Annotated in this window: 4 protein-coding genes; all 4 read right to left on the bottom strand. The window is 34.2% G+C overall.

Going from position 1 to position 13,403, the window contains the following annotated elements; translation table 11 throughout:
* Window positions 1-11 precede the first annotated feature (11 nt).
* The 4 genes from IPO86_15700 to IPO86_15685 all read right to left on the bottom strand — a co-directional run bounded on the left by IPO86_15700 (window position 12) and on the right by IPO86_15685 (window position 12,881).
* On the bottom strand, window positions 12-3,128 hold the full coding sequence (locus IPO86_15700; protein MBK9729551.1) for a CHAT domain-containing protein: 3,117 nt from the start codon (window positions 3,126-3,128) through the stop codon (window positions 12-14).
* 46 nt (window positions 3,129-3,174) lie between these two features.
* Window positions 3,175-6,306, bottom strand: a complete 3,132-nt coding sequence (locus IPO86_15695; protein MBK9729550.1) for a CHAT domain-containing protein — start codon at window positions 6,304-6,306, stop codon at window positions 3,175-3,177.
* A 443-nt stretch (window positions 6,307-6,749) separates the two neighbouring features.
* Window positions 6,750-9,626: a CHAT domain-containing protein gene (locus IPO86_15690; GenBank protein ID MBK9729549.1), complete on the bottom strand. Its 2,877-nt coding sequence runs from the start codon at window positions 9,624-9,626 to the stop codon at window positions 6,750-6,752.
* 45 nt (window positions 9,627-9,671) lie between these two features.
* The gene (locus tag IPO86_15685) at window positions 9,672-12,881 is read right to left on the bottom strand and encodes a tetratricopeptide repeat protein (GenBank protein MBK9729548.1); all 3,210 of its coding nucleotides are present in this window, start codon (window positions 12,879-12,881) and stop codon (window positions 9,672-9,674) included.
* Between the last annotated feature and the right edge of the window lie 522 nt (window positions 12,882-13,403).

Below are 13,403 nucleotides of genomic sequence, written 5' to 3'. Positions count from 1 at the left end.
ACTGCATTCAGTTATTCAACCAAAACAAATCCTGCCCATTTATAAGGATCTTCATATAGCTTCCTCATTTCTTGTTGTGTCTTTCTAAATGCATCCGGAATACTTAGTTTTTTGTTTAACCAATTTTTATAAAAGCGTATCATATATTCCTTAGTTTCTTCATCGGGTACTTGCCAAAGACTCATTATTAAATATTTTGCTCCTGCTATTTTAAATGCGCGTTGTAAGCCGTATACTCCTTCATTGCTATGAATATCACCAAGTCCTGTTTCACAAGCTGAGAGTACGACGAGTTCAGTATTCGATAAATTCATCTGGGAGATTTCATATGCAGTTAGGATGCCATCTTCTTTGCCTTCAAGCGTTTGTATTCCTTGCCAAGTAGTATTACCTCCTGCCAGTATTAAACCAGAACGAAGCATAGGTTGATCAGAAATTTTGAAGACAGGTTCATTTGTTTGTAATTCCACTTTTGATCTTGGTATAACCGATTTCTCGCCTGCCTGCTGTGTACTGTCTGGCAGGGTTCCCTCACTTGCCGCTCTCTCGTGCGACATTCTGCCTTCTTCAGAAATCGTTCGGTCAGGATCAGGAAAGAAAAATCCATGCGTAGCAATGTGCAATATTCTGGGAGATGATTCTATTTTTCCTAGGAGTTTAAATACTTCTTCAGTTGCATACTTATCCAATAGTTCTGTGGTATGGAATTTTGATTTTTTTAATAATTTGGAAATGCCTTTTATTTCTTTTTCTGTTCCTGGAAGATATTCCCAATTACTTCCTCTATCTTTTATTGTTTTGGCTAAATATGTATATGAAGGCACTTCTTTTTTGGATTCAAATTCATTATCGTTAACAGTATCTAAGTTGAATAGACTAATATCTGTGTTAAAATTAATACCTCCAAATAATATGGCTTTATTGCTTGAGCTCATTTTAGTTTTAATAGAAATTTCTAATGACCTGGTGCTGCCCAGTCGAACTAATTTATATTTTTCTGCAAGATTCGCAAAATTGTTTATAGTATTTTTAGCTATCGGAATTGCATCAAAGTTGATTCGGTGGAGTAGACCAGAAGGTGAATAATAAATTGTGTTTATTCCTTTTAAAAGACTATCAATAGGTTTCCAGATTAGATCATATAATCCTTGCATTGTTTCATTTTTACGTTGAACTATGCCTCGACTTGTATAAACTTGAGATATTAACTCCGGTACTTTATTTTTAGAAAGTAAATGGGTAAGTTGTTTTTCATCAAATAACTGAATGAAAAGTGGCTGAGGACATCCGTTATAAAGTATGAGTGCGGCATAAATACAGCTATCGCTTTTCTTTTGATCAGAGAACTGATAATGAACAAATTCAATAGCTGCTTCATTTTTGGTTAATACATTTTGCACCTCTTGCCATTTAATTTGCTTAGTGAATTCTGAATAATCACCAATTGAATTGGCGAGTTCTTTTTCAATTATTGCGGTTTTTTCTTCAAGTTCGGCAACTCCTTTTCTTTTAGCGATAGGTTTACTGTAAATAGCAGCCAATTGACGTCGGTAGCTTTTAAGTTTATAGAACTTCTCTGTCGCAGCAAGTGTAGAAGTCTCAAGTGTATTTAGCTTTGCAGAAATATTGAGTAGATAACCTTTGTGAAAAAGTGCATGATCATAGGCTATAGTAGATAAATTACCCAAACTAATATTTTTCGAATTTCGGGCCAATAGAAATGCGCCTAATTTGACTCCATTTTTTTGGAATATTGAAGAGTATTTGGAAAGTTCTCTTTCAGAAAGAAAGGATGGGGCTATGGTCAACCTATTCTGTTCTTGTGTGTAAAATTCTAGGAGTAAAGGTTCGGACTCTGAAAATCTTTTTTGTGTTTCAAATAAGGTGGCAAGATTGTTTAGACTTAATGAATATTCTGGATGTTCCTTACCAAGTATTTTTTCCCTAATTTTTTTTGACTCTTGGTAGTAGATTTCTGCTTTTTCGATCTCCCCTATTTTTTTGTATAAAATAGCCAAATTATCTAAACTAGTTGCGTAGGTAGGATGCTCTTTGCCAAGTGTTTTTTCAAATAATTTATTAGATTCGATGTAAAGCAATTCAGCTTTTTTATCGCTACCCATTTTTTCATATAAAGCGGCAAGATTATTTAGGCTCATCGCATAATCGGGATGCTCTTTACCGACTATTTTTTCCCAAATTGCTTTCGATTCTAAATAAAGTAATTCCGCTTTTTCAAAATTACCTGTTATTTTATATAGAGCCCCAAGATTGTTCAGACTTGATGCATAATCCGGATGTTCTTTTCCAAGTTTTTTTTCCTGAATCGCTTTGGATTCTAGATAGTTTATCTCGGATTTCTCATAGTTGCCAATTTCTTTGTATAATAATGCAAGATTATTCAATACTAATGCATAATACGGATGCTCTTTTCCAAGTGTCTTTTCCAGTATAGCTTTAGATTCGAAAAGCAGGGATTCTTCTTTTTCATATTTACCCATGAAGTAATATAAATCTGCTAAATTGTTGAGGCTTGATGCATAATCGGAATGTTCCTTACCGAATACTTTCTCTCGGATAGCAATAGATTTAAGATACAATGTTTCTGCTCTTTCGAAATTCCCTGTTTCTTTGTATAATATTGCTAGATTATTAAGACTTGATGCGTAATCAGGGTGATTTTTACCAAGTACTTTTTCACGAATAGTTGCAGCTTCTGAGTAAAGTATTTCTGCTCTTTCGAAGTCGCCCTTTTTCTTAGACAAACTTGCCAAATTATTCAAAGTAGTAGCATATTTGTTGTGCTCCTTACCAAATACTTTTTCATATATGATTTTGGATTCGGTATACCATTTTTCAGCTTCAGGAAATTCCCTTTTAGAATCATTAATCCTACCCCTGTTAAAACAGCAAGTCCCATAGGATGCTGACTCATGTCCGAATTTTTCCAAAGCAATACGCTCGGCAATTGCATTGACTTCAAAGGCTTTTTCGAATTCTTTTTTTGAAGTTAAATCACGCGCTATTGTAATAAGACTATCTACACGATTTATTATTATTGAATCAACTATTTGTGCAGTTATGTTTTGCAGAATTAAAGTAAAAGAAAAAAAAAGCCAATATTTCATAATGCTTTTAAATTTTGTAATAGTAATATGTTTAAAATCGAAAACATTATTCCACCAACACAAAACCTGCCCATTTATAAGGATCCTCAAATCGCTTTCTCATTTCTTGTTGTGTCTTCCTGAAAGCATTTGGAATGCTATGTTTTTTAATTAACCAATTTTTATAGAAGCTAATCATAAATTCTTTAGTTTCTTCATCTGGTACTTGCCAAAGACTCATCATAAGATATTTTGCTCCTGCTATTTTAAATGCGCGTTGCAAGCCAAATACTCCTTCGTTGCCTTGTATGTCGCCAAGTCCAGTTTCACAAGCTGAGAGTACTACGAGCTCTGTATTGGATAAATTCATTTGTGAAATTTCATATGCGGTTAATATACCATCTTCTCTTCCTCCTTTTGATGGTTGGCCTTCCCATGCTGCATTTCCACCTGCCAGAATTAATCCGGATCGCAACATTGGATGATCAGACAATTTAAATGCATTTCCATTTAGATCATTACTTGCAGTTTGTTTATTAGTTGTTTTGGGATCAGGATAAAAATATCCATGGGTTGCTAAATGCAAAACACGAGGAGATTGTTTCGTTTTTCCAATTTCTTTAAATGATTCTTCGGTTGCTTTAGTATCTGAAAATGTAATTGTTTTATAGTTGATGTCTTTTAAAACTGCTGCAATTTCAAATATTTCTTTTTTGGTACCAGGAAGATAATTCCATTTATCAGTTTGTTTAGAAGCACTCCGATCAACTAGTGAAAAAGTGATTTCATCTTGATTCTCTAAGGATACTTGATGATTGAAAGTATCTTGCTGAACTATTTCTTTATCGGTTTCGAAATCAATGCCCCCATACAATATGGTTTCATTAGTTATATTTATTATAATACTATCGGATATTACTAAGGACCGCGTGCTGCGCAATCTTTTTAAATTAAATTTATCAGACAGATTCATATTATTTGAAAGCGGTATTGCCCCAAAATTGATGCGATGTAACAAGCCAGAAGGGCAATAATATACAGTTGTTGTATTTTGAAGTATGCTATCAAGTGGCTTCCATATAATGTCATACAATCCTGCCAGTGATACGGATTTAGCAGGACTTATTCCTCGACTATATAGCTGTGCTAACAGCTCACTGTTCGCTTGTTCTTTATTTGAACTAATGATATTATATAATTTTGATTCTTCAAAGAGCGGGATAATGTAGGGTTGCGTTTCGCCATACTTTACAAGGAGTGCTGCATACTTTGTTTTGGTTTCATTGTTTTGTGAAATTTCATTAAAATGAACAAATTCAATTGCAGCAGTTCCAGGTAATAAGGTATTTCGCACATCTTCCCAGGATGGAACAGCACGTGCATTTTTAAATTGAGGTGACAATTGTGTAAGTTGCTTTTCATAAACTTCCACTTCTGCTTCTATTTCTGCAATATACTTTCGTTCAGAAATGGGTTTTGCAAATTCTATGGAAAGTTTTCGTTGGCTACTTTTCCAGTTTTTAAAAGTTACTTGCAATAATGTATCAATTCCAGAGACAGAGCGTGCAAGACGTTGCGTATTTTCTAACAAATAACCATTGTAAAAAAGTGCATTATTAAACGCCATTTTACTTAATTCAGGACTTTTGTAGCTTTGGCTAAAGGATTGAATTTGACCGATCGATCTTTCAAACGTTTGAAGATAAGCGAGCATTTGATTTTCTGAAGAATACGTGGCTGCTTTCTCGATCAGTTTTCTGACAAGTTCATTCATTTCAAAAACGATTGCGGCGCATTGATTGGTTCTATTAGTACCTTGATATATTGCATTAAGATGACCTAATGTATTAATATAATTTTCATTTTCTTTGCCAAAGGCATTACTCCAAATTTCTTTGGCTTCCATCGTTAATTTTTCTGCTTGGTCGTAATTTCCCATTTCCAAATACATTGTTGCAAGATTATAAATCACTGCAGCATAGAATTCATGCATAGTGCCATAAGCTTTAGAGCGTATTGAAATGGCTTCAAAGTATAATGGTTCAGCTTTTTTGTATTCTTTTAATCTAAAATAATGATTAGCTAGATTTTGAATTGCAATAGAATATTGTGTATGTTCTTTACCTAATGATTTTTCCCATATTGATTTTGCTTCAAGAAGCAAAATTTCTACCTTATCATATTGTAAAGTAAGTGTATATAAGTTGGCCAGATTAATAAGAGACTCTGCATAATCATTATGTTCCCTTCCCATTAATTTTTCGCGTATATCTTTGGCCTCTATACATAAAGTCTCACCTTTTCTGTAATCTCCCTTTTTCATATATAATGTAGCAAGATTATTGATAGCAGAGGCGTACTCAACATGATCTTTTCCAAATGCATTTAACCTGCTTTTAATCACTTCATTGTATATAGGTTCAGCTTTAGCATAATCGCCTTTCGTATTATATAGGAATCCAAGACAATCCAGAGATAGTGCATAATCAGGATGTGCTTTTCCAACTGTCTTCTCCCAAATTTCTTGAGCTTCAAAAAACAGCGGTTCAGCTTTTTCATAATCTCCTAAATATACATAACCAAGTCCTATATTATTTATAATATGAGCATAACCAGGATCCAATTTATTTTTAGCCCCTTTCCATATTTCCTTTGCTTCAAGAAACATTTTAATAGATTTTGGATTATCTCCTTGCAATCTATATAACAGTGCTAGATTATTTAGAGAGCCGGAATATTCTTTACTATTTATGCCCAGTACTTCACCTCTAATTTCTTTTGCTTCTACATAATATTTTTCAGCCAATGCATAATTGTCTTTGAGATAATAAATAATCCCAATATTGTTGATTGTATTTGCATAAGAAGCATTTAAACGACCTAAATAATTCTTTTGAATTTCTTCTGCCTGGAAATAAAGTTGGATTGCTTCATCTAGTTTTCCCATTACATAAAAAATGTATGCTTTATTAAACACACTTTTTGCAAAATATGCATGATCGGGTCCTAAAGTAGTTTTTGAAACAAGTATTGCGGAATCCAGTAATTGAATTGCTAGGTCAAATTGTTGTTGGTTAGTCAAAACACGACTTTGTTTAATTAAACTGTCTACTTCTGATCTAACTTGTATTGTATCAACAGATTGCGCCCAGGCATTTGTTGTTATAACCAGCATTAATATGTTTATGAATATTTTCATTCTATTCCTATTTGGGATTAACTTTAAATTAGGTGCAAATTAATTAGAATTCTTATTTTTTACTAACATTTAGAAGTCCTATGAATTTGCAATAGGCAATATAGTGCATTCCTAATGTTGAATGTACATTTGTAGTTAAAGTAGGGAAATTTATTTGTTATGTAATGTTAATGCAAAATAACAGCATTTTGTTTATAAGTGACTTAGTATTGAAGAAGTATATGTTTACCTAATATGATTGGCCAATTTGTAAAACGAGTAAACCTAATTTTTAATATTACATTTTTTTTCTACGAGTATGTTTAATTCAAAATTTGATCTTTGAGCAAAAAGAATGAAATAGGAGGTACAAAAAATATATTTTATAAATATTTTAAAATTTGAGGACTCAAAATGAATTCCTGATATTATTTTATTATAAATTAATGCTAAACATTAATTTCTCATTCCACCAGCACAAAACCTGCCCAATAATAAGGTTCCAACCCTCCATCACGCAACTGCTTTTGAGCAGCATGAAATGCATTGGGTATCGTCATTTTTTCTACCAACCACTTTTTGTAAAAAGTGATCATCAATAATGATGTTTGTTTGTCGGGAACCTGCCACAAGCTCATGATCAAATATTTTACACCGGCGATTTTGAATGCGCGTTGCAAACCATAAACGCCCTCGTTACCTTGTATATCTCCAAGGCCAGTTTCACATGCAGAAAGCACTACTAATTCTGTATTCGACAAATTCATCTGTGATATTTCATACGCAGTCAGAATTCCATCTTCTCTGCCTTCTGGTGGTTGGATTCCTTGCCAAGCTGAATTTCCACCTGCCATGATAAGTCCAGATCTAAGCATTGGATGTTCACTTATTTTAAAAACATTTTCTCTTTCTCCACCAAGTTCTAATTTTTTACTATTATTTTTCACGTCTGGGAAAAAGTAACCATGGGTAGCAATATGCAAGATCTTAGGTGATAGACTATTATTTACACCAATATTTTTAAAAGACTCTTCAGTTGCTTCGTAAGATTTTTTCAGGGAGACTGCAAGCCCAACTGTTTGCATAATCTTCTCAATCGAATTCACTTCATGCTCTGTGCCAAGCAGATAATTCCACCTACCGCCTCTTAGTGTAGAATCCACTGAATGAAAGGATAATTCTCCTATGGTTCTGGATGCAATTAAAGGTTCATTATTTAGCAATGTACTATCTTGTTCAAATTGAATTCCTCCATATAAAATGGCATCGTTGTTTTCATTTTTTATTTGTGTGGGAATCACCATTTGACGGGTACTATTTAATTCGATCAATTGATATTTATCGGCCAGAGTTTCCGTTTCTGAGATAGCTATTGCATCCAAATTGATACGATGCAACAATCCACTTGGTGAAAAATAAATGGTTTTGATTCCTGTTAACTCTTTCTCAAGTGGTTTCCAAAGAATTTCATATAGAGATTTTTTAGGCACTGCATCTACAACTATACCGCGGTCAGCAAGTGTGTATAATGAATTTACATAATCTGCTTTGCGTTCAGATTTGGAATGTAAAAATGAGTCCAAAGATTTTTCTTCGAAAAGTGGTATAAACTTTGGTTGCTTGTCGCCAGATTTAACCAGTAAAGCCGCATAAAGGATACTGTCTGTTGTTTTAGGAAACTTTACTTTGAAGGAAATAAGTTCCATTGCAGCTTCTGTTTGTTTCAAAGTAGCTTGCACATCCCTCCATTTTATTTGTCGAATGGCATCAGCATAACCTGCTACAGATCGGGTAAGTTCCTTTTCAGCAAGATTGGCTTTTTCTTCCAGTTCGGCAATATCATTTCTTTCGGCGATGGGCTTTGCATATTCAGCAGCGAGTTGCCGTCGGTATCCTTTAAGCCGAATATTAATTTCCTTTGATTCAGTTGAGGCTGTAGCTAGTGCATTTTGTCTAGAAGCAGCAGTAAGGAGAAATCCTTTGTAAAAAAGAACATGGTCATAAACCAAAGTGGATAGGTTGCCGATCTGTGATTCTCCAGCCTGACGTGCTAGCAGGTATGCACTTAATTCGGAACTACTACTTTGAAATTTTATTATGTATTTAGCGAGTTCTTTTTCGGAAAGAAATGACATGGAATTTACCAGTCTGGTTTGTGATAGAATAAACGCTTCTTCAAGTAAAGGATCCGAGTCTAAATATCGGTTTTGTCTTTCATACAAACGTACAAGGTTGTTCAGGCTTGAAGTATAATCGGGATGCTCTTTTCCCAGCACTTTTTCCCGGAGGGCTTTGGCTTCGAGATGGAGAGGCTCAACTTTTTCGAAGCGGCCCATTAGATAGTATAGGTTTCCCAGATTGTTCGGACTAGATGCATAATCGGGATGCTCCTTACCCAGCACTTTTTCCATGATGACTTTGGATTCGAGGTAGAGGGGCTCTGCTTTTTCGTAGTTACCCATATCATCATAGAAAACTGCCAGGTTGTTCAGGCTATTGGCATAATCGGGATGCTCCTTGCCCAATACTTTTTCCCAAATGGCGTTGGATTCAAGGTAGAGGGGCTCAGCTTTTTCATAGTTGCCCATGTCATGATAAAGGATTGCCAGGTTGTTCAGGCTATTGGCATAATCGGGATGCTCCTTGCCCAGCACTTTTTCTCTGATGGCGTTGGATTCGAGGTAGAGGGGCTCAGCTTTTTCATAGTTGCCCATTTCATAAAAAAGGATTGCCAGGTTGGATAGACTTTTAGCATATTCGGGATGCTCCTTACCCAGTACTTTTTCCCGGATGGCTTTGGATTCGATGAAGAGAGGCTCAGCTTTTTCATAGTTACCCACTGCATAATATAGGTTTGCAAGGTTGCCCATGCTTGAGGCATAATCAGGATGTTCCTTACCTAACACTTTTCCTCGGATAGCCATAGCTTCAAGGTAAAGGGCTTCAGCTTTTTCGTAGTTGCCTATCGTCTTGTAATAGAGTCCAAGGCTGTGCAGGCAACTGGCATATTTAGGATGTTCCTTCCCGTGCACTTTTTCCCGGATAGCTTTGGATTTAAGAAACCATTTTTCGGCTTCGGAGTAATCAGGTTTGTAAAAATATGCCCAACCTCGATTAAAGGCACAATTGCCATAACCGGCTGAATTCACACCAAGTTTTTCGATCGCAAGTCTTTCAGCAGTGGCATTGACTTCGAGGGCTTTGTCGAAGTCCCGTTTCTCTATGAAGGCGCGGGAGATCTTGATGAGACTATCCACCTGTTTGATAGCTATAGAGTCAACTTTTTGAGCAGAAAGAAAATTGAGAAAGAAAAAACACGAACACCAAAAACTGTATTTCATTATACATTTGTTTTGAATTAAATAAATTGTCATAACGTTATGGATCTACTCCACCAACACAAATCCTGCCCATTTATAAGGATCTGCATATTGCTTTCTCATTTCTTGTTGTGTTTTTCTAAATGCATCCGGAATTTCTAATTTTTGTTCTAGCCAATTTTGATAAAAGCGAATCATAAATTCCTTAGTTTCTTCATCGGGTACTTGCCAAAGACTCATCATTAGATATTTGGCACCAGCTATTTTAAATGCTCTTTGTAAACCGTATACACCTTCATTGCCTTGAATATCGCCAAGACCTGTTTCGCATGCAGACAAAACTACAAGTTCAGTATTGGATAAATTCAATTGTGAAATTTCATAAGCAGTTAGAATGCCATCTTCAATTCCTTCTCTGTAAGGTTTTCCATTTGTCCAAGCGTAATTTCCTCCTGTAAGTATTAATCCTGAACGAATCATCGGATGATCTGATATTTTAAAAGCATTTTCTGTTTGACTATTGACTTCTAATTTTTGACTATTGACTTTTGATTTTTGACTATTGACTTTTGATTGGTGACTATTGACTATTGAATTTTGACTATTGATTTTTGATTGGTGACTATTGACTTCTAATTTTTGACTATTGACTTTTGATTGGTGACTATTGACTTCTAATTTTTGACTATTGACTTTTGATTTTTGACTATTGACATCTGATTTTTGACTATTGATTTCTGATTGGTGACTATTATTTTTGGGATCCTCAAAAAAGAAACCATGGGTAGAAATGTGCAATACTCTGGGAGAAGATTCTTTTTTACCTATATTTTTAAATATTTCTTCTGTTGCATAGGTATCAGAATAAACGATTGTATTAAAATTTGATTTTTTAAATATGATAGACAATGTTTGTATTTCCTTTGCTGTTCCGGGAAGATACATCCAAGCGTTTCCACGATTCCCTAAGCTTCTATCTATAGAAGCAAAGGAAAGTTCGTCGTCTAGCGATGTCAAGATATCTTTGGAAAAAGAATCAAGAACATACATTGTTGTATCTATATTGTAATTTATTCCACCATACAAAATCGCTGTATTGTTTGCTTCAATTTTTGGATTATCAGGAACAACTATTGATCTTGTACTTCCAAGTCGAACTAATTTGTAGTTGTCAGCAAGATGCGTTGAATTGTTAATTGGAATAGCATCAAAATTGATTCGATGTAATAATCCGGAAGGAGAATAATAAATTGTATTTATATTTTTAAGAATGCTATCAAGTGGTTTCCAAATTACATCATAGATGCCTTGTAGGGATTCTTCTTTAATTGGGCTAACGCCACGGTTTGCATAAACTTCTGAAATGTTTTGTCCTTTTTGGTTTTGGCGAAACAATTCAAGAAGTTTATGTTCCTCAAAAAGTGAAATAAAAATAGGATATGTAAATCCCTGTTTAAATACTATCGCGGCATAGTAGCTACTATCCGATTTTTGTTTTTCGGAATCTTGATAATGAAAAAATTCCACAACAGTCTCATTCGGTTTTAAATTTGTATTTATTTCTTGCCAGTTTACTTGACGGATTTCATTATTGTAACCAGCAACCTTGCGAGTAAGCTCCTTTTCTAGATCCTGTACTTTTGCTAATAATTCATCAATCCCTTTACGATCTGCAAGTGGTTTAGAATATAAGTTGGAAAGACGTCTATGGTAAGCTTTAAGTACGTTGCAGAGTTCTTTAGTTTCAGAATTTGCAGATGCTATTTTATTTAGTCGGTTTGCTGCTTCAAGTAAAAAGCCTTTATAAAAAATTGCTTGATTCGCAAGCATAGAATTATATTCACCGGAATGATGTTTAGTTGCAAGAGAAAAAAAGACATTCATTTGCAGCACAAACTTTGACAAATATTTTTTCATTTCAGATTCAGGTAAATGGTGCTGAGCTCTTTGCAAAAATGATTGATTCAAATTAGCTAACTCTGTTAAATATAATTGGGCTCTTTTGAATTGACTCTTATTTATGCAAAGATTTGCAAGACTTTCAAGCGTTGAAGCGTAAAGTGGATGATCTTTTCCCAATACTTTTTCCCGGATCTCCATGGATTGTAATAAATATTCTTCGGATTTATCGTATAAACTCATTTTGCGATACAAAACTCCAAGATTATTATAACTTGATGCGACAAGTGGATGTTCTTTACCTAAAAGTTTTACTCTTTTTTCTATAGCTTCTAAATAATATTTCTCTGCAAGTTCAAATTGTTTTTTATCCCCATAAAAGTTACCTAAGACGTTGAGTGAATTCGCATAGTCAGGATGCTCAGTGCCTAATGCTTTTATTCTAATTGAAAAGGTCTCCATGAAACAAATTTCGGCGCTGTCGAGTTGACCGAATTTCCAATATAGAATTCCAAGATTATTAAGACTATTTGCATAATCAGGATGTTCACTTCCTAAAGAATTTTTTAATATGGCAATGGCATTTTTTAAATTCTTTTCTGCTTGTTCCCGTAAGCCCATTTCACCATAAAGTACACCTAGACTGTTCAAACTTTTCGCATAATCCGTATGGTTTTTACCCAATACTCTACCGCGTATCGTTGCTGCTTCCAAATGGTATATTTCAGATTGATCAAATTGGCCCATTCCGCTAAATAATATTGCAAGATTGTATAGACTGTATGCATATGATGGGTGATCTGGCCCTAAAACTCTCTTCCGAATACTTAAGGCCTCTTGATAATAACCAATAGATTTTTCATATTGACCCATATCGTAATATAAAACACCTAAGTTATTCAAACATTTTGCATACTCAGAGTGCTCCTTGCCCAGATATTTTTCACGCAATCTGGTAGCCTTCCAAATATTTTTTTCTGACTGTTCGTATTGACCTGATTTCCAATATAAAATTCCCAAATTGAGGTAGCCAAGAGCAAAATCCGGATGTCCTTCATTTAATATCATTTCTCTTATTGCTACACTTTTCAACATTAACTTTTCAGCTTCGGAAAATAAACTTTGGTTTAAATAAATGGTACTTTTTTTATAACAAGCATCCGCAAACTCAGCAGAAATTTCTCCAAAATTCTGTTTTGCAAGATCTGACAGAAGGTCTGCCTGCGCGATCGATTTGTTCCATTCACGGGCTTTGGAGGCTATATCTATTGAAGTATACAGGCTGTCTATTTTCATTCGTATGATCGAGGTGTCATTCACTTGCCCAAATATGATTAGAGGAAGTATGCAATAAGAAAAAATAAACAAATATTTCATAAATTTTCTTTCAATTCGATAGAATATTCAATTTTTAATTTAATTTTTAGTTGCTATTTATCAACAAAGAAAACAAATTATTATTCAAATGTCTTGAAAAGTAAGTCGTTTTATTTATTTTTTATCTGTGATCTAAAATCAACTTATTTGAATTCGCCAAAATTTAAATATAGTTAATAATTAAATATTCATTTTTATACTGACAATCTATAATTAAAGTTAATTTAGACCCGAATTTTGAATTATTGCATTGATTAGTCCATAGGTCAGGATATGATAAGCTATAAATTCTATAATTTGATTATGAAATGAATATTTGCTTCATTTAATAAGTTGCATCTAAAATGCAATATCGGGGTATAATTTTGATTCTATTCAGTTCAATCAAAAAACCTAAATGCAAGTTGAGATATAGTAGGAGAAGAATAGTCAATCAGAAACTAAACAATTGAGTTGGAAAGGGAACGGGAATATAGAACGGGAATATAGAGCGGGAATATAGAGCGAGAATGAGAACGAGAA

The sequence above is a fragment of the Saprospiraceae bacterium genome (assembly GCA_016717265.1).
Lineage (GTDB): Bacteria > Bacteroidota > Bacteroidia > Chitinophagales > Saprospiraceae > Vicinibacter.
Note: the sequence above shows the minus strand (reverse complement) of the source record. Positions and strands in the feature narration are given on the sequence as shown.

Excerpts from the sequence above, each read along its gene's own strand:
- IPO86_15700 (MBK9729551.1), bottom strand. The coding sequence starts at position 3,128 with ATGAAATATTGGCTTTTTTTTTCTTTTACTTTAATTCTGCAAAACATA.
- IPO86_15695 (MBK9729550.1), bottom strand. The coding sequence starts at position 6,306 with ATGAAAATATTCATAAACATATTAATGCTGGTTATAACAACAAATGCC.
- IPO86_15690 (MBK9729549.1), bottom strand. The coding sequence starts at position 9,626 with ATGAAATACAGTTTTTGGTGTTCGTGTTTTTTCTTTCTCAATTTTCTT.
- IPO86_15685 (MBK9729548.1), bottom strand. The coding sequence starts at position 12,881 with ATGAAATATTTGTTTATTTTTTCTTATTGCATACTTCCTCTAATCATA.